This is a genomic window from Streptomyces sp. NPDC020299, from assembly GCF_044387825.1.
Classification (GTDB): Bacteria; Actinomycetota; Actinomycetes; order Streptomycetales; family Streptomycetaceae; genus Streptomyces.
Genome location: NZ_JBIRWL010000005.1, coordinates 270,186 through 287,715, shown reverse-complemented (window position 1 = coordinate 287,715; position 17,530 = coordinate 270,186). Strand labels below are relative to the sequence as shown.

Genomic DNA, 17,530 nt, shown 5'->3' with positions numbered 1-17,530 from the left:
CATGTCTCCGTGGGGGAGAAGCCGGCCCCCTGGGCCACGTACCTCGAAACGCCACGGGGCCCAGCGCCGCCAGTCAGGACGGACAGACCCGGCCATGTCCTCGTACCCTGTTCCCCGTGTCGTCCTCCCGCCTGCGTCGCGTCGCCGTCCTGGTGCTCGAGGGTGCGAAGCCGCTTGATGTCGGCATTCCCGCACAGGTGTTCACGACCCGGGCGAGCATGCCGTACGAGGTACGGGTGTGCGGCGCGGCGCCCGGGCTCGTGACCGGCGGCGACGGCCTGGCGTACCACGTCGCCCACGGCCTCGACACACTTGAGTGGGCCGACGTCGTCTTCGTCCCCGGCTATCGGTTCCCGGACCGCGACGACCCGCCACAGGCCGTCGTCGAAGCGCTGATCACCGCACATGACCGAGGGGCACGGCTTGCCGCCATCTCGACGGGCGCCTTCGCGCTCGCCTGCACGGGCCTGCTCGACGGCAAGCGCGCCACGACGCACTGGCATTACACACGGGCCCTCGCACAGAAGCATCCGCTCGTACAGGTCGACGAGAACGTCCTGTTCGTCGACGAGGGCAGTGTGCTGACGTCGGCCGGCGCCGCCTCGGGCATCGACCTGTGCCTGCACATCCTGCGCGGCGACCTCGGGGTGGCCGCGTCGAACCACGCGGCCCGCCGCCTGGTCGCGGCCCCGTACCGCAGTGGCGGCCAGGCGCAGTACGTGCCGCGCAGCGTGCCCGAGCCGCTGGGTGAACGGTTCGCCGCCACGCGCGAATGGGCCCTGAGCCGGCTCGGCGAACCTCTCAGCCTCGAAGCCCTCGCCCAGCACGCGGCGGTCTCAGCGCGCACGTTCTCGCGGCGCTTCGTCGAGGACACCGGGTACACGCCGATGCAGTGGGTCATGCGTGCCCGTATCGACCTGGCCCGCGAGCTGCTCGAGCGTTCGGAGCGCGGCGTCGAGCAGATCGCGAACGATGTCGGTCTCGGCACCGGTGCGAATCTGCGGATGCACTTCCAGCGCATCCTCGGCACCACTCCCAGCGAGTACCGGCGCACCTTCACCCGGGGCGAGTAGCCCGCCGCCGGGCGCCTGGCGGGATCCTTTCGAACCATGGCGCTCACGCCAGGGCCGCGGTCTCATCCCGCACGCGAGGCTGGTGACGAACCGAAAGGACGCCCCACATGACTCGCATCGCCATCAACGGATTCGGCCGAATCGGACGCAACGTGCTGCGCGCACTGCTCGAACGCGGCAGCGACTTCGAGATCGTCGCCGTCAATGACCTCACCGAGCCCGCCACCCTCGCCCGGCTGCTCGCCTACGACACGACAGCCGGACGGCTCGGCCGTCCGGTGACCGTCGACGGGGACGCCCTCGTCGTCGACGGCCGTCGCATCACGGTGCTCGCCGAGCGGGAGCCGGCACGGCTGCCGTGGGCCGAGCTCGGCGTCGACATCGTGCTGGAGGCGACAGGGCGCTTCACCTCGGCCAAGGCCGCCCGCGCCCACCTGGACGCGGGAGCGGCCAAGGTCCTCGTGAGTGCGCCGTCCGACGGTGCCGACGTCACGCTCGCGTACGGGGTCAACACCGGGGCGTACGACCCGGCCGTGCACACGATCGTCTCGAACGCCTCGTGCACGACCAACGCGCTGGCCCCGCTGGCCGCGGTGCTCGACGAACTCGCCGGCATCGAGCACGGCTTCATGACCACGGTGCACGCCTACACACAGGAGCAGAATCTGCAGGACGGTCCGCACCGCGACGCCCGCCGCGCCCGTGCCGCCGCTGTCAACATCGTGCCGACCACGACGGGCGCCGCCAAGGCCATCGGTCTCGTGCTGCCGGGCCTCGACGGCAAGCTGTCGGGCGACTCGATCCGCGTGCCGGTGCCGGTCGGCTCGATCGTCGAGCTCAACACCACCGTCGCCCGCGATGTGACCCGCGACGACGTGCTGGCCGCGTACCGCGGTGCCGCGCAGGGCCGGCTCGCCGGCGTCCTCGAGTACTCCGAGGACCCCCTCGTGTCGTCCGACATCATCGGCAACCCCGCCTCGTCGATCTTCGACGCGGCCCTCACCCGTGTCGACGGCCGCCACGTCAAGGTGGTCGCCTGGTACGACAACGAGTGGGGCTTCTCCAACCGCGTGATCGACACGCTGGAACTCCTCGCCACACGCTGACCGGCCCGTTCCACGAGGTGCGGACGCGCCGTCGACGCGGTGGGCTGCGGCGGTGGGCGACTGGTCGAAGGCTGACCGCCCCGGTTGGCGATCTGCTACTGACCGGACGGGGTGACGGCGTACCACTCCTTGTCTTTGCCCTGGCCGTTCGTCTGGCCGGCCTCTGTGTCGCCCACGTACCGGTACAGCGGCCAGCCGGCGAGGGTGAGCTGCTTCTCGCCGTTGCGGTGAACCGTGCCGAGAAGGCCCTTCTCAACGCCCGAGGTCTGTACGGAGTCTCCCACTATGACGGGCACCCAGGTCCGTGTGCACGCACCGGAACACGTCCACTTGGAGGGAGTTGCCTGGTCTTTGCCGTAGCGGTAGAGGGTCATCCCCTTGTCGTCGGTGACCACGCTGCCCGTGCCCTTGATCGCCTTGGCCATCACCATGGTGGTCGTGGCCGTGTGTCCGCTCCCGGAGTTGCCGCCGGCGGCCGGTGTGGTGGCAGCCGGTGAAGGGCTGACCGGTGCGGAGGTCGCGGGATCCGACGCGGCCGTGGCGACCGGCGCAGCGCTGCCGGCGCTCGTGCCGGACGCGTTGTCGTTCGAGGAGCCGCACGCCCCCAGCAGAAGCACGGACGCCAGCCCTGCGGCCGAGGCGAGGACGATGCGTTGCGGGATCAAGGAGTTACCCTTCGTCGGGAGTCGCATCTGCTTACTCCCTTGGTACGTCGGGTGACTCACCGGGCTCTCAGCGGCCGCTGCCACATGACGCAGTCTTGACCTTCCGTACGGTTCCTCGCCGCAGCCACTTCCTCAACCCGGATTCCTCGGCAACGGCGCTCCGTGGTGGTACGGCTTCCACGCCGTGCCGGGCTTCGGGGACACCGTGCTGGAGGGCAATGAGACCGCCTACATCGACTGGCTCCTCGATGCGGGCACCCTTTGCTCTGGCTTGCCTGCGCAGGCCGATACCCACGCGCCCGGCGCCGCACCGCCGCTTCCCGCGCCTCGCGGGATGTGTTGCTGCGCGTACTCGACCCCGAGGTGAAGCTGACCGTCGAGACCCCCGGCGGTGTGGTGGTCACCCTCGGCGCCACCGAGGTCGCCGCCGGCGCGCGACTGTCCGCCGGCGCAGCCGCCCGGGGACGGGCGGTGCTCGTCAACGGCCTTCCCGGCGTCTTGTCCTGGCGAGAGGACGGCACCCCGCTCTCGGTCATCGCCTTCACCGTCGTCGATGGCCGGATCGCCGGCATCTCGGTCGTTGTCGACCCGGCCAGACTCGCATCGCTGGACCTGCCGCATCCGTCCCATCGATGAGGGCCGTGCGGAGGCCGTCGCCGCATTCACCCGCTGGAGCGGCGGTGCACCTCAATGTCCAGCTCCGGCCAGATCACGGCCAGCCGCTTCAACTGGCCCTCCATCGGCACCCCCAGCGAACGCAGCGGGTCGATCGGTCTGAAGTGGACGAGTGTCCCGGTGGTGCCGTCGGCCTCGGCGGGCTCGAGGCCGGTAACCGGGATGCCGCGCTCATAGCGTTGGGTCCAGGCTCCCTTGAGACGACGGTTGGTGTGGACGAGCCATTCGCTGAGCGCTGCTACCACGGACATGCCCCGGCGTGGATGGCCGTCGGGAAGCAGTTCCGCGTCCGGAAAGTCGAAGAAGCGGAGATCCTTTGTCGCCATGACGGGCTTCTTGACGATCTGGCCGCGCTCGTCCGTACGGGTATCGGTGCCCCGCCCGTCATCCGCCACGGACAAGGAGCCATCCGGATGGAGAGTGACGAGGCAGCGCCCACCACCCCTGCTGGATGCTTCGTCAGCGGCGTACGCGAGCACCTCAAGGAGAAGATGCCACGGGCCACTTGGCGCGAACTCCTCCGGAGCGAGCCGGACGGAAGCCAGATGGTCCAGATCTACGACGCTGGACCAATCGTGCGTGGTGTTGACCCAGGAACCCCTTGAGATCTCCATCAGGCAAGTATCCGGTCAGCTCGTGCGCAGCCGCTGCCGGGGGCCGTCTACAGCCGGCGGAACACAGAGCTCAGCGTTTCGATCTCCTGAGCGGAGAGCTTGTCGGTGAAGTGTCGGCGGACCGCGGCGTCCAGGCCTGGGCCGACGGCGGTGATCGCCTGGCGTCCGCTGTCGGTGAGGGTGACGGTGACGCCACCGGCGCGTTCACGGGTGACGAGCCCGCGCTTGGCCATGCGAGTGAGCTGGTGGGAGATACGTGTGCGGTCCCAGCCGAGCGACGCGGCGAGCTCGCTCTGACGGAGGGCGCCCCCGGCCTTGTTGAGGTTGACGAGGATCGTCAGGTCCGGCTCGGACAGCCCCGCCGCCTCGGCGGTGTCCGCGATCACGCGGGCTCGGACGATCTCGTGGGCGCGCTTGAAGGCGGACCAGAAGTCGACGGGCTCGTCCGATTCGGCTGCTCCACCCACTGGTGTTGACATGTCAACGCGCCTCTTCCTAGTGTTGAGATATCAACGCTAACAGCTCCGACAGGTGGCTGCGCCTCAGACAGCCGCCCCTGTCGGCCGCGCCCGTCTCTCCCACCCCCCGAAGGATCATGCAGACCCGACTCCTAGGAACCAGCGGCCCGCAGGTCGCCCCTCTCGCACTGGGCTGCGCCGGAATGTCCGACCACTCCGCGCCCACCGACGAGGCGGACGCCATCGCCACCATCCGCACGGCCCTCGACGCCGGCGTCACCCTCCTCGACACCGCCGACTTCTACGGCATGGGCCACAACGAAGACCTCATCCGCCGCGCCCTGCGCGACGGCGGGCGTGAAAAGGCGCTCCTGAGCGTCAAGTTCGGCGGTCTGCGCGGCCCCGACGGAGCCTTCGTCGGCATCGAGGGCCGCCCCGCTCACGTCAAGAACGCGCTCGCCCACTCGCTGCGCCGCCTCGGCACCGACCACGTCGACATCTACCGCCCCGCGCGCCTCGACCCCGACACCCCGATCGAGGACACGGTCGGCGCCGTCGCCGAGCTGGTCCAGGCCGGGTACGTGCGCCACATCGGGCTCTCCGAAGTGGGGCCGGATACCATCCGCCGCGCCCATGCCGTGCATCCGATCTGTGATGTACAGATCGAATACTCGCTGTTCAGCCGGGGTCCCGAGACCAACGGCATCCTGGACACCTGCCGCGAGCTGGGGATCGGCGTCACCGCGTACGGGGTGCTCGCACACGGCCTGCTCACCGGCACGTACCGGCAACCCGCCGAAGGTGACCCGCGCGCCCACTGGCTGCCCCGCTTCCACCCCGACAACCTCGCCACGAACCTCACCCTCGCCGACCGGCTGCGGCCGCTCGCCGAAGCGCGCGGCATCAGTGTCGCGCAACTCGCCACCGCATGGGTCATCGCCCAGAGCCGCGAGCGCGGCACCGTCGTGGCCGTCCTCGGCGCCCGCCGACCGCACCGCGTCGAAGATGCCCTGGCCGCAGCCGACCTCGACCTGAGCGACACGGACCTCCGCATGATCGGCGAGGCCGTACCGGCCGACGCGGTGGCCGGAACCCGGTACGCCGCACCCCTCATGGCCCTGTTGGACAGCGAGCCATCCGGACAAGGAGAGGTCTCCGAATCATGAACGCATCCAAGTCATTGCTTGCCGAGCTGGCCCGGTCCGAGAAGCCGATCGGAGTAGGGATCATCGGGCTGGGGGCGCACGGGAGTTGGGCCGAGCGCTCGCACCTGCCGGCCCTGCGCGCCGTACCGGGTTACGAGCTGAGGGCCCTGAGCGCGAGCTCGAAGCAGTCGGCGAAGCACTCCGGACAGCTGCACGGTGTGTCCCGCGCCTTCGGGACGGCGGCCGAGCTGGCCGCCTGCGACGAGGTGGACCTCGTGGTCGTAGCGGTGAAGGTGCCGCACCACCGGGAACTGGTGCGGACGGCGCTGAGCGCAGGCAAGAGCGTGCTGTGCGAGTGGCCGCTGGGCAACGGGCTCGCGGAGGCCGAGGAGATGGCGCTGCAGGCGCACCGCCACGCCGTGCCGACCGTCGTCGGACTCCAGGCGCGGTCGCACCCGGCCCTCGCCCACGTACGCCATCTCGTGGCCGACGGCTACGTCGGGGAGGTGCTGTCCACGACGGTCGTCGGCTCCGGCGGCGCCTGGGGCGCCACCGTCGGTCCCCGCGATCACTACGTGCTCGACGCCGCCAACGGCGCGACGCTGCTGACCATTCCCTTCAGCCACACCCTCGACGGCCTCGCGTCCGTCCTGGGAGAGCCCGAGGAGCTGCGCATCCGACTGGCGTCACGGCGTACGTCGGCCCTGGACACCGAGAGCGGCCAGTCCGTGCCCATGACCGCCGCGGACCAGGTGACGGCCTCCGGACGGCTGCCGGGCGGCGCGGTGGTCACCTTCCATTACCGCGGTGGCATGTCCCGGGGCACCAACTTCCGCTGGGAGATCAACGGTACCGAGGGCGACCTCGTCCTCACCGCCCCGACCGGTCATCTCCAGCTCAGCCCGGTCACCCTCGAAGGCGGCCGTGGAACGTCCACCGGACTCGCTCCCCTGGCGGTGCCGGAATCATACGTTCGCGTCCCCGAACTGAACCCCCGAACCGACGCGCCCGCCTACGCGGTTGCTCATGCCTACCAGCAGTTCCTGGACGACCTGCGCCAGAACACGTCAGCGGTACCCGACTTCGCCCACGGCGCCGCCCGGCACCGCGGCATCGAATCGGCCCTGACGACAGCCTGACGGGATGTCAGCCGCAGGACAGCAAGCCCGCCTGCTGCTTGGCGGTCAGGATGCGATGGACACTCTGGTCGACCTGCGTACGGAAGGCCGCGTTCTGCGCCATCCGGTTCTGTACGGCATTGGCCATGGCCGGGACCAGGTTCGGTTCGACGGTCAGGACCAGGTCTCCGCCGGACGAAAGGAAGTTCACGGCGCGGTTGGCGGGGGAAACGGCCTTCACCGCCACCGCGTTACCGAGGTCGTCCGAGATCACCACGCCCTTGAAGCCGAGGGTCTTGCGGAGCAGGCCCTGGATCACCGTTGACGAGAAGACGGCCTGGTGCTTCGGGTCGATCCTGCTGTACGTGGCCAGGGAGACCATCACGAAGGGCGCGCCCGCCTTGATCCCCGAGCTGAACGGGATGATGCTCGAACTGCTGCTGGTCGTCACGGAGTCCACCACGTTCGCCGTGGTATCGGTGTTGCCGCGGACGTAGCCGAGTCCCGGGAAGTGCTTGAGCGTGGCCAGTACATTGGACTGGGCGAAGCCTGCCGCGAACGCGTTGCTGTGGGGGGTCACCGTCGCGGCTGTGTGGCCGAACTCGCGGTCGTACCGGCCGATCGGACCGTTGTTCCTGCCCAGACTGGCCGGGACGACATCGGCGACGGGCGCGAGGTTCAGATTCACCCCGGCCGCCTTGAGCTGATTCGCCCACAGGGCGGCCTCGTTACGCAGCTTCGAGGTCGACCAGCTGCCCTGCACCAGTGCACTCGGTATGGTCGAGAACCCAGGGCCGGACAGCACTTGCACCTTGCCGCCCTCCTGGTCGGTGGACACCAGCAGGCCCACGCGATGCCCCGACACGGTGTCCGCCTTCGCCTGAAGACCGTCGACCAGGGTCCTGGTCGCCTTCGTACCCGCCGTACCCCGTCCCGCCAGGAAGACTGATCCGACGTGGTACTGGCGCAGAACCTGGATCCGCGCCTGGTCGGGATTCGAGGCGGCGACGGCACCCATGAAGAGCTGACCCACTCGTTGCGGCCCTGTCATCGCCCCGAAGACCTTGTCGACGCAGGTCGCGGTCGCGCTGCCATGCGCCGGGGCGGGTGCTTGGGGTACGCCCGCGGCGTGCGAGGTGTAAGCGCCGCCCAGGGCCGCGGCCGCCAGCGAAAGCGTCAGCAACGGGACAGGCCAGGCTGCCCGATTCCCTCTGGGGCCATGGGATGGTGCCTGCCGCGACGTCATGCGGAGCCCCTTCCAGACGGCGGTCACGCAGCCAGTACCCCTCAACGTACATCCGTCTGGCGGCGTTCGCCTCCGCAGACGAAGAACCGGCCGCCTCACCACACGGGCCTCGACTGACTAAGGTTGTCCGGTGACGAGTAGCAACGCGACCCGCTCCCCTGTCCTGGACGGCGCCCGCCCGACAACGGCGCCCGAGGACTGGCAGGAACGCCTTCGCCGGTTCGGATACATGGCACGCCCGGGAACCGACATCCGCGAGCGTCTCGTTCCGCCCTTTCCGAGGCCGTCGGCGCGTCTGTGGGAGCTCGCGGGTCTCGATCCGGCTCGGGCGTACCGCGTCGCGAAGGCGATGGAATGGGTGGGGCCGGTACTCGTCGCCGTCCTGGCCGGAGTGATCCGCTTCTGGCACCTCGGCCGGCCGCGGGACGTCGTCTTCGACGAGACCTACTACGCCAAGGACGCCTGGTCCCTGCTGCATCTCGGCTACGAGGGCACCTGGCCGGACCGTAAGATCGCCGACCCGCAGATACTCGCCCACCCCCAGGTGATCCCGCTCTCCGACGCCGGGGCCTTCGTCGCGCACCCGCCGACGGGCAAGTGGGTGATCGCCCTCGGTGAGTGGATGTTCGGCCTGACCCCGTTCGGCTGGCGCCTCATGACGGCGGCGCTGGGCACCCTGTCGGTGCTGATGCTGTGCCGAATAGGACGCCGCCTGCTCCGTTCGGCGCTGCTGGGCTGCCTGGCCGGCGCGTTGCTGGCGGTGGACGGTCTGCACGTGGTGATGAGCCGTACCGCGCTGCTGGACCTCGTCGTCATGTTCTTCGTCCTGGCGGCCTTCGGATGCCTGCTGATCGACCGGGACCACGCACGAGCCCGGCTCGCCTCGGCCCTGCCGGTCGGTGTGGACGGCCGTGCGGGCCCGGACGCGCGCACCGGTGACCATGCCGGGACGGGGGTGCGTCCCTGGCGGCTCGCCGCCGGCCTCTTCCTGGGACTTGCGGCTTCCACCAAATGGAACGGTCTGTATGTCCTGGCCTTCTTCGTGGCCCTGACGGTGCTGTGGGACGTCGGCGCCCGCCGCGTCGCCGGGGCGCGCCGCCCGTACCGGGCGGTGCTGCGCAAGGACCTCGGCTGGTCGTTCCTGTCCCTGGTTCCGGTCGCCGGGGCGACCTATCTGGCGACATGGACCGGCTGGTTCCTGTCCGACGACGGCTACGGACGCCACTGGGCCGACAGCCGCGGCGGCACCTGGTCATGGATTCCCGCTCCGCTGCGCAGCCTGTGGCACTACGAGTACGGGGTCTACCAGTTCAATGTGGGTCTGCACACCCCGCACAACTACCAGTCCAACCCCTGGAGTTGGCTGGTCATGGGCCGCCCCGTGCTGTTCCACTACCAGTCGCCGGAACCCGGACAGGACGGCTGCCACACCGCGGTCAACTGCACGCAGACGGTCCTCGCCCTCGGCACACCGCTCCTTTGGTGGTCGGCATGCTGCGCCCTCGTGTACCTGCTCTACCGCTGGGCGCTGCGCCGGGACTGGCGCGCCGGCGCCATCCTGGGTGCGGTGGGTGCCGGTTATCTGCCCTGGTTCCTCTACCAGGACCGTACGATCTTCTCCTTCTACGCGGTCGTCTTCGTGCCGTACCTGTGCCTGGCCGTGACGATGATGCTCGGAGCCCTGCCGGGTCCGCCGGGCGCAACCGGCAGACGCCGTACCGGGGGAACGGTGGCCGCAGGCGTGGTTGTTCTGCTCATCGCCTGGAACTTCATCTATTTCTTTCCGATCTACACCGGGCGCACGATCCCGTATGCCGACTGGCACGCCAGGATGTGGCTTGACACCTGGATCTGAGACACGGGTCAGCTCGGCGCGGGTTCTGCGCGCCGCCAGCTGAAGATCCACGCCGCGGTCAGCAGCGCGCCGAGCCCTGCCAGGGCCATCGCGCCGCCGGTGCCGATCACTGCGGCGAATGCGCCGACGCAGACCGGGCCGAGGCCCTGCAGTGTCATGTTGCCGGAGCCCAGCAGGCCGAACGCCTGGCCCTGGCCCTGTTCGGGAAGGGCGGCCAGGAACTCACGTTGCAGGCCCAGGCCGTTCGCGAAGCCCCAGCCGGCGAGCAGCAGCAGTACGACGGAGAGCGAGCGGCCCGGATCGCCGGCGAAGCCGGCCAGCGGCAGGCCCATCAGCACGATCAGAGGGACCACCATGCGTTCCCGTGTGGCCGGCCGCAGCCACCGCCCGACCACGAGGTCGCCCAGCAGCATGCCGACCGGCAGGCAGGCCATCAGCACCGCGTAGGAGCCGGAGGGGAAGCCATGGCTGCCCGCGTAGGCGACGATCAGCCCCTCCGCTCCGGCGACGAACGCTCCCGGGAGCCACTGCGCGAACAGCAGCCGTCGGACCGGGCGGTGGCCCAGCAGTGCGGCCATCCCACGCAGGCTGTCCCGCATCGCGCCGCCACCTGAGGGGTCCCCCTCTGACGGCTTTACGGCGAGCCGCGGCAACCGCAGCCGGACCGCCGTCGCGCAGAGCAGGTGCAGCGCTGCCCCCACCGCCAGTGCCGCGCGCGGGCCCACCGCCGCGACGGCGGCGCCGCCGAGCGCCAGGCCGAAGAGTTGCGCGCCGCTGGACGCCATGTTGTTGAGCGAGCGCCCCAGCACGTACGCGTCGCCGTCCAGCCAACGGGCGACGAGCCGTCCGGAGGCGCCGCTGAACACCGGCGTCGCCAGGGCGACCACCGAGACGACGGCCAGGCCCGCCCCTATCGGCATCCGCACCAGGGCGAGCAGGGCCGCCGCCACACCCTCCAGCAGGTAGCCGCCGGCGATCAGCGCCCGGGGCGGGAGCCGGTCGGCCAGCGAGCCGAGCAGCAACGACCCGAAGAGCTGCGGCAGGAATCCCGCGCCGAAGGCCAGCGCGCTGAGCAGCGCGGAGCCGGTGCCCGCGAAGACCAGCGCCGAGAAGGTGGTGATACGGAGCGAGTCGGCGGTCACGCCCAGCGCCCGGGTCAGGAAGAGCAGCCGGAAGCGCGGCTCGGCGAGCACCTGGCGGTAGGTGGTGCGCGGCGTCGAGGCCGTGTGCGCAGGAGATGCGGTGGTCATGGGCAGCAGCGTCGTGGAGGACTCCTGCGTGAAGCCAAAGATTCGCCACAGGACGTAAGGTCGGGTCTGACGCGGTCTACGCTGGAGAGGTGCTCCGCTTGACCGCTACCGCCGAGGACCTGCTGCGCAGCCGGTTCGCGCTCTCGCCGGCCTTCGAACTCTGCGGACTGCTGCGCCGTCTGAGCGGCCTGGACGCGGCGCTGCCGACCGACTGGGCGGTGCGGCTCTCCCCGGGCTTCACGCGGCTGCGCGGCGAGACGTCGCTGGACGCGGTGCTGGCTCTGCAGACCAGCAGGGCGGGGGTCAACTTCGTCGCCCCGCCGCCGCACGGTCTCACCCAGAGCTGGGCCGATGATCTCGCGGCGATCCGGGCCACGCCGATCGCTGTAGCGCGGGCGGAGATCGACGCTGTGCTGCGCGCGCGGCCGGTTCGTGATCCACGGGTTCGTGAACTGCTGGAGTCCGACCGGGTGGTGGACGCGGTCGCCGACGTACTGGACCGCGCCTGGAACGAGTTGCTCGCCCCGGACTGGCCGCAGCTGCGGGCGGTCTGCGAACGCGACGTCGTGCACCGGGTGGGCGTGATCGGCGAGCGCGGCTGGAAGGAGGCGATCGAAGGCCTGGAAGGAGCTCTGGTCTGGCAGGGACAGCACCTGTCGGTGCCGGTACGGACCACGCACGAGGATGTGAGTCTCGCGGGGGAAGGGCTGCTGCTGGTGCCCTCGGTGCTGGTCTGGCCAGGCGTGGCGGCCTTCCACGAGGAGCCCTGGCCGAAGGCCCTGATCTACCGGGCTCGCGGCACCTCCGTCCTCTGGGAGCGGGCGGCGCCCGATCCGGACGCGCTGACGGCGCTCGCGGCCCTGCTCGGACGGTCCCGGGCGCGCCTGCTGGTGGAGTTGGGCGTGCCGGCCAGCACCAGCCAACTCGCCCGCAGCCTCGCGATGGCCCCCGGCGCGGTCGGCGACCACCTCGCTGTGCTGCGCACGACGGGTCTGCTGGTACGCGCCCGGTCCGGCCGCTCGGTGCTGTACCGGCGCACGGCGCTCGGGGACGCGCTGGTCGCCGGCGCGGTGCCGGCCGGACCGGGCGCCGGAACACCGAGCTGAGTTGGTCAGGCGTTGAGCCGGCGGACCGCGTCCACCAGCCCGTCGACGTCCTCCGGCATGGTCGCGAAAGAGGTGACGAAGCGGACGACGCCCGGCTCCCAGCGGTCGTGGTAGAAGGCGTAGCCCTCGGACAGGAGTCCGTCGATGACGCGCTGGGGCAGGCGGCAGAAGACGATGTTGGCCTCGACCGCGCCGGGGAAGCCGATGTCCGGCAGGGCCTTGAGTCCCTCTTGGAGCCGGGCGGCCATGGTGTTGGCGTGGGTCGCGTTGCGCAGCCACAGGTCGTCGTCGAGGTAGGCGCCGAACTGGGCGGCGTGGAAGCGCATCTTGGCGGCGAGCTGGCCGGCACGCTTGGCGCGGAAGGAGAGTTCGGGGGTGAGGGAGCGGTCGAAGACGACGATGGCGTCGGCGGTCATGGTGCCGTTCTTGGTGGCCCCGAAGGACAGCAGGTCGACGCCGGCCCGCCAGGTCATCTCGGCGGGGGTGCAGCCCAGGGCGGCGACGGCGCCGGCGAAGCGTGCACCGTCCATGTGGAGGCGCAGGCCCGCCTCCTTGGCGATGGTTTTGAGGGTGTGGACTTCGTCGAGGGTGTAGACCGCGCCGGTCTCGGTGGCCTGGGTGATGCTCACCACGGACGGCTCCACGCTGTGCACGTCCCCGCGCTTGTGCCGGGCAGCCGCCCGCAGCGCGTCGGGGTCGATCTTCGCGTCGTCGCCGGGGAGCGGGACGAGCTTGGCGCCCGCGGTGTAGAACTCGGGCGCGCCGCACTCGTCGTTGTTGATGTGGCTGTCGCGGTGGCACAGGACACTGCCCCAGGGCGGGGTCAGGGCGGCCAGGCTCAGGGCGTTGGCCGCGGAGCCGGTGGAGACGAGCAGCACGTCGACGTCGTGGTCGAATATCTCGCACAGGCGGCGCCGGACGCCGGCGGTGATGCTGTCCGCGCCGTAGGGTGCGGCCGGTCCGGACGCGGCACGACTCACGGCATCGATGATCTGCGGGGCGGCTCCGGCGACGTTGTCGCTGGCGAAGGCGTGGGCGTAGGGGGTGGCGGCGGCGGTGCTCATGGTGTGTGGGCTCATGGTGTGTGGGCCTGGGCTTCCGGTGGGATTCAGCTGACGATGGGCGAGGCGATGACGACGGTGACGTCGGCCGGTTCGCCGTCGGTGCGGTAGAGGTGCGGGGCGTCGCCGGCGAAGGCGAGCAGATCGCCCGCGGCCAGCAGGCGCGGGCTGTCGGTGGGGCCGGCGGTCAGCCGGCCCGCGGCGACGAGCAGGTGCTCCACGGTGCCGGTCGCGTGCGGCACACCCGCCAGTTCGGTGCGGGCGGGCATCCGCAGCCGCCAGATCTCCAGGCTGTGGCCGCTGCTGATCCGGCGCAGCAGTTCCCGGCCGACCTCCTCCCCGGCGAGGTCGGTGCCGGGGACGAACACCGGGCCCGGGTCGGTGTCGCGGGTCAGGAGGTCGGTCAGCGGGATCCTGAGCGCGATCGCGAGCGCGTCCAGCGTCTCGATCGTCGGGTTTCCCCTGCCGGCCTCCAGTTGCGAGAGCGTCGCCTTGCTCAGGCCGGCGCGCCGCGCCAGCTCGGAACCGCTCATCCCGCGCTGTTCACGACGCCGGCGGATCTGCGCTCCCACGGCCGCGGCGGTGCTGCTCGGCGACTGCCCGGGCGGCGGAGTCATCGGCGTGCCGCGTGCGCGGCGGAGTCCTCGACCTGCATCCCACTCTCCGTAACACTAAACGATACGTTCATTATAACGAACGTCGGCGGTGAGTTCACTCCCTGGCGCCGATCGCCTCGACCGGGCGGATCCGCAGCAGCAGCCGGGTCGGCACCATCGTGCCCGCGGTGGCCAGGACCGCCGTGGTGCCCGCGATCGCCAGGTAGCCCAGGCCCGGTACGGCCGGCCACGGTGATCCGCCCAGCGCGAGGGCGACGAGGGTCAGCGGGAACGCGGACAGCAGCGTGCCGAGCCCGACCCCGGCCAGGACGATGACCGCGCTCTCCCTGCGCATCATGCCGACGACCTGGCGGCGGGCGGTGCCGGAGAGCCGCAGCAGCGCGAACTCCCGGCGGCGGGCGGCGGTGGCCATCGCGAGGGTGTTGACGACGGTGATCGCGGTATAGGCGATGATCAGGCCTACGACGAGGTAGTTGACCCAGGCGTTCGCGCGCTGTTCCGCCAGCTGGTCGTCGACGGCGAGACCGTCCCGCAGGACGGTGCCGGGGTAGGCGGCCGCGATGCCGGACAGGGCCTGGGTGAGGCCGTGCGCCGAGGGGGCGGAGCGGACGAGGACGGACTCGTCGGCCTTCTGGGTGGTGTGGGCGAGGAGAAGGTCGTGGTCCAGGGTGACGTCGGCGAAGCCGAACCCGCGTGTGTAGACGGCGATCACCTTGCCCTTGAACAGGGTGCCGTCGCCCAGGTGGAGCCGGGCGGTGTCCCCGACACCGAGGCCGAGCCAGGAGGCCGCGGTGGTGCTGATCGCCACAGTGCGGGGCGAAAGGGCAGACAGGTCGCCGTCACGGGCGTGCAGATCGAGGGTGGCCCCGAGGGCGTCGGGGTCCACTCCCTGCGAGCCGAGCGAGACGGCTTCCTGCGCACCGAGGAGTTCGCCCGCGGCGACGACCTTGGACCTCACCAGTCCAGTGGCGGACCTGACCTGCTTGAGCCCCTTCACCTTCGTGGCCACGTCGGGTGACACCCCGCCCGGCGCGGTGAGCACATGGTCGGCGACGAGGCCGGAGCGCACCTGGTCGGACGACTCCCGCAGGGCCGTGGTCTGGGCGAAGACCACGGTCGACGCGAAGGACACGGCGAGCACCAGCGGGGTGATCGCCCCGGCCAGCCGGCCCACGTTGGCCCGGGTGTTGGCCGCCGCGAGATAGCCGGTGACACCGGTCCGGTCGAGCAGCGGGGCGAGCAGCCGTATGACCGCCCGGGACAGCAGGGGGCCGAGTACGGCGGCGGCCGTCACCAGGATGAGCACAAGGGAGTTGGCGAGCCCGACCAGGGTGAAGAAGTCGGCGTGCTGCACCAGCCCGGAGACGAACATCCCAGCCGCGAGGGTCAGCAGCACCCCGCCGGTGATCCTGCGTCCCCGGCCCAGACCGGAGGGCTCCACGGCGGCCTCGCCGAGCGCTTCCGTCGGCCGGATCCGGGTCGCCCGCAGAGCGGCGGTCAGCACCGCGACCAGCGCGGTGAGCACGGTCACCGACACCGCGCCGAGGAACGGCAGGGGGCTGAGGGCAAGCGGGAAGTCGGGCGGCACGATGCCGTGTCCGGCGAAGCGGTCGCGCAGCCAGTACACCAGGAGCAGTCCGAGCGGACAGCCCAGCAGCCCGGCGACGGTACCCGAGACGGCCGCCTCCGCCGCGAGCATCCGCCGGATCTGGCCGGGCGTGGTGCCGATCGCGCGCAGCAGGGCGATCTCCCGGCGGCGGTGCCGGACGGACAGCGCGGTGGTGGCGTAGAGGACGAACACGGCGATGAGCAGGACGTTGCCGCCGATGGCGGCCGCCAGCACCATCAGGTTGGACCCGCTGGCGGCGACGTCGAGGAACTCCGCCCGGCCGCGCCCGTCGCCGGTGTGCACGGCGAGACGGTCGTCGTCGAGCGCTGAGCCGATCGCGTCGGCGAGCCGGCCGGGCGAGGTGCCGGAGTCGGCGAGGACCCCGAACGCCTGGACGGTCGGGGCGAGTTGCCGCAGGGCCGCGTCGGAAAGGAACAGCACCGACTGGCGAGGCGCAGGTCCGTCCTTCAGGGCGACGAGACCGGCGACGGTATAGGCGCGGGGCACGGACGTGGTCATCAGCCGGACCTCGTCGCCGGGGCGTACGCCTGCGCGTCCGGCGAGTTCGGAGTCCAGCACGACCTCCCCTGCCGTGCGCGGTGCGTGCCCCTTGGTGAGGTGGAAGTCGCCGAGCCGGAGCCCGGACCAGTTGTGGACCTGGGGCGCGCTGCCGTGGCGGCCCGGGACGGGCCGGCCGTGGGCGTCCGCCAGGCGCGCGGTCACACCGTCGTCCTCGATCACCTCGCGGACACCGTCGACCCGGCCGAGCCGGTCGGCCAGGGATGCCTTCAGGGGGACGCGTTCGGGCAGCGGCTGGGATTCATGGACGGTCGAGCCGTCCAGGTCCTTGAAGGTGAGTTCGACTTCCTGACGGCCCGTCACGACCACGTCGGCCGCCGCGTACCGCTCGGCGGAGGAACCGGCCCGGATGCCCGACTCCAGGAGGACGCCGCAGGCACTGAGCACGGCGGCGCCCAGCAGCAGGGCGACGAAGGTGCCGGCGAAACCGCCCTTGCGGGCCTTGAGGGTCTGCAGTGCGAGGGTGAACATCACACCGCCCTCCGCAGGCCGGACATGACTTCGGCCACCCGGTCCGCGCCGGGGCTGACCATGCCGTCCACGACACGCCCGCCGCTGAGGAACATCACCTGGTCGGTGTGGGCGGCGGCCACCGGGTCGTGGGTGACCATCACCACCGTCTGGTGCAGATCGGTGACGGCCTGGCGCAGCAGGACCAGGATGTCCCGGGCGGTCTCCGGGTCGAGCGCCCCGGTGGGCTCGTCGGCGAAGATCACCTCGGGCCGTGTGACCAGGGCGCGGGCGATCGCCACGCGTTGCTGCTGGCCGCCGGACAACTGCGCGGGGAAGCGGGCCAGCCGTCCCCGCAGGTCCACGGCGGTGACGATGTGCTCCAGCCAGGCCTCGTCCGGCTGCCGCCCGGCCAGCCGCAGGGGCAGCGTGACGTTCTGCTCGACGGTCAGCGACGGGAGCAGGTTGAACGCCTGGAAGACGAAGCCGATCCGGGTCCGGCGCAGTTCCGTCAGCCGCCGCTCCCTGAGTCCCGAGAGCTCCTGGCCGCCGAGCCGCACCTCGCCCGCCGTGGGCCGGTCGAGGCCGGCCGCGCAGTGCAGGAACGTGCTCTTCCCGGAACCCGACGGCCCCATCACCGCCGTGAACGTGCCGGACTCGATGCCCGCGCTGACCTTGTCCAGGGCCAGCACCGCGTCCGGCCCATCCCCGTACTGCTTGGTCACATCCGTGAGTTGGACCGCGTACCGGCTTTCGTGCACCGTGACTCCTCGTGCGACTGTCCGTGAGTGATGCCTCAAGTCCACCGGCACCGAAGGGCCTTGGCTTCGGTCGCGCAGTCGAACCGGCGTCTCGGCCGATCGGGCGAGACCGCACCGCGCCTCCTCCCTTCGGAGGAGACCT

Annotated in this window: 15 protein-coding genes and 2 pseudogenes; 8 read left to right on the top strand and 9 right to left on the bottom strand. The window is 71.1% G+C overall.

The window, feature by feature from the left end; genetic code table 11:
• Nucleotides 1-116 precede the first annotated feature (116 nt).
• Together ACH45E_RS15650 and gap are read left to right on the top strand one after the other, a co-directional pair.
• Entirely contained in the window at nt 117-1,073 is a 957-nt protein-coding gene (locus ACH45E_RS15650; RefSeq protein WP_361438655.1) for a helix-turn-helix domain-containing protein, read from the top strand.
• A gap of 107 nt (nt 1,074-1,180) precedes the next feature.
• Nucleotides 1,181-2,179: a type I glyceraldehyde-3-phosphate dehydrogenase gene (gap, locus tag ACH45E_RS15645; RefSeq protein ID WP_361438657.1), complete on the top strand. Its 999-nt coding sequence runs from the start codon at nt 1,181-1,183 to the stop codon at nt 2,177-2,179.
• Nucleotides 2,180-2,274: 95 nt separating this feature from the next.
• Here gap and ACH45E_RS15640 read toward each other — a convergent pair whose 3' ends face one another.
• A complete protein-coding gene (locus tag ACH45E_RS15640) occupies nt 2,275-2,871 on the bottom strand; it encodes a hypothetical protein (RefSeq protein ID WP_361438659.1) in 597 nt (198 codons plus the stop codon).
• Between the two features lie 115 nt (nt 2,872-2,986).
• On the opposite strand from ACH45E_RS15640, the pseudogene ACH45E_RS15635 reads away from it, so the two are divergent.
• Both ACH45E_RS15635 and ACH45E_RS15630 read left to right on the top strand, forming a co-directional pair.
• Nucleotides 2,987-3,130, top strand: a pseudogene (locus ACH45E_RS15635) (alpha/beta hydrolase); the annotation flags it as partial.
• Between the two features lie 26 nt (nt 3,131-3,156).
• A pseudogene (locus ACH45E_RS15630) lies at nt 3,157-3,480 on the top strand (RNA polymerase subunit sigma-70); the annotation flags it as partial.
• 26 nt (nt 3,481-3,506) lie between these two features.
• Here ACH45E_RS15630 and ACH45E_RS15625 read toward each other — a convergent pair.
• The gene (locus ACH45E_RS15625; RefSeq protein ID WP_361438661.1) at nt 3,507-4,133 is read right to left on the bottom strand and encodes an ATP-binding protein; all 627 of its coding nucleotides are present in this window, start codon (nt 4,131-4,133) and stop codon (nt 3,507-3,509) included.
• A gap of 47 nt (nt 4,134-4,180) precedes the next feature.
• A complete protein-coding gene (locus tag ACH45E_RS15620; RefSeq protein ID WP_361438663.1) occupies nt 4,181-4,612 on the bottom strand; it encodes a MarR family winged helix-turn-helix transcriptional regulator in 432 nt (143 codons plus the stop codon).
• A gap of 116 nt (nt 4,613-4,728) precedes the next feature.
• Between ACH45E_RS15620 and ACH45E_RS15615 the strand changes: the two genes are divergently transcribed.
• Both ACH45E_RS15615 and ACH45E_RS15610 read left to right on the top strand, forming a co-directional pair.
• A complete protein-coding gene (locus ACH45E_RS15615; protein WP_361438665.1) occupies nt 4,729-5,757 on the top strand; it encodes an aldo/keto reductase in 1,029 nt (342 codons plus the stop codon).
• A complete protein-coding gene (locus tag ACH45E_RS15610; protein ID WP_361438667.1) occupies nt 5,754-6,875 on the top strand; it encodes a Gfo/Idh/MocA family oxidoreductase in 1,122 nt (373 codons plus the stop codon). The genes ACH45E_RS15615 and ACH45E_RS15610 overlap by 4 nt, the downstream gene beginning before the upstream one ends.
• Nucleotides 6,876-6,882: 7 nt before the next feature.
• Here ACH45E_RS15610 and ACH45E_RS15605 read toward each other — a convergent pair whose 3' ends face one another.
• A complete protein-coding gene (locus tag ACH45E_RS15605; protein WP_361438669.1) occupies nt 6,883-8,037 on the bottom strand; it encodes a glycoside hydrolase family 3 N-terminal domain-containing protein in 1,155 nt (384 codons plus the stop codon).
• Between the two features lie 193 nt (nt 8,038-8,230).
• Here ACH45E_RS15605 and ACH45E_RS15600 point away from each other — a divergent pair, with 193 nt between their 5' ends.
• Nucleotides 8,231-9,955, top strand: coding sequence for a phospholipid carrier-dependent glycosyltransferase (locus ACH45E_RS15600; RefSeq protein ID WP_361438671.1), 1,725 nt, complete (start codon nt 8,231-8,233; stop codon nt 9,953-9,955).
• A gap of 8 nt (nt 9,956-9,963) precedes the next feature.
• Here ACH45E_RS15600 and ACH45E_RS15595 read toward each other — a convergent pair whose 3' ends face one another.
• Complete coding sequence (locus ACH45E_RS15595; RefSeq protein WP_361438673.1) at nt 9,964-11,205, bottom strand: MFS transporter; 1,242 nt, start codon at nt 11,203-11,205, stop codon at nt 9,964-9,966.
• Nucleotides 11,206-11,294: 89 nt separating this feature from the next.
• Here ACH45E_RS15595 and ACH45E_RS15590 point away from each other — a divergent pair, with 89 nt between their 5' ends.
• A complete protein-coding gene (locus ACH45E_RS15590) occupies nt 11,295-12,311 on the top strand; it encodes a winged helix-turn-helix domain-containing protein (protein ID WP_361438675.1) in 1,017 nt (338 codons plus the stop codon).
• A 5-nt stretch (nt 12,312-12,316) separates the two neighbouring features.
• On the opposite strand, the gene ACH45E_RS15585 is transcribed toward ACH45E_RS15590, so the two are convergent.
• From ACH45E_RS15585 to ACH45E_RS15570, 4 genes are all read right to left on the bottom strand, one after another.
• The gene (locus ACH45E_RS15585) at nt 12,317-13,375 is read right to left on the bottom strand and encodes a low specificity L-threonine aldolase (protein ID WP_361438677.1); all 1,059 of its coding nucleotides are present in this window, start codon (nt 13,373-13,375) and stop codon (nt 12,317-12,319) included.
• A gap of 44 nt (nt 13,376-13,419) precedes the next feature.
• Nucleotides 13,420-13,989 (bottom strand): XRE family transcriptional regulator, encoded by a 570-nt coding sequence (locus ACH45E_RS15580; RefSeq protein ID WP_361438679.1) that lies wholly within the window; start codon nt 13,987-13,989, stop codon nt 13,420-13,422.
• Between the two features lie 94 nt (nt 13,990-14,083).
• On the bottom strand, nt 14,084-16,648 hold the full coding sequence (locus ACH45E_RS15575) for an FtsX-like permease family protein (protein WP_361438681.1): 2,565 nt from the start codon (nt 16,646-16,648) through the stop codon (nt 14,084-14,086).
• Nucleotides 16,648-17,388 (bottom strand): ABC transporter ATP-binding protein, encoded by a 741-nt coding sequence (locus ACH45E_RS15570; protein WP_361438683.1) that lies wholly within the window; start codon nt 17,386-17,388, stop codon nt 16,648-16,650. The genes ACH45E_RS15575 and ACH45E_RS15570 overlap by 1 nt, the downstream gene beginning before the upstream one ends.
• Nucleotides 17,389-17,530: the final 142 nt, after the last annotated feature.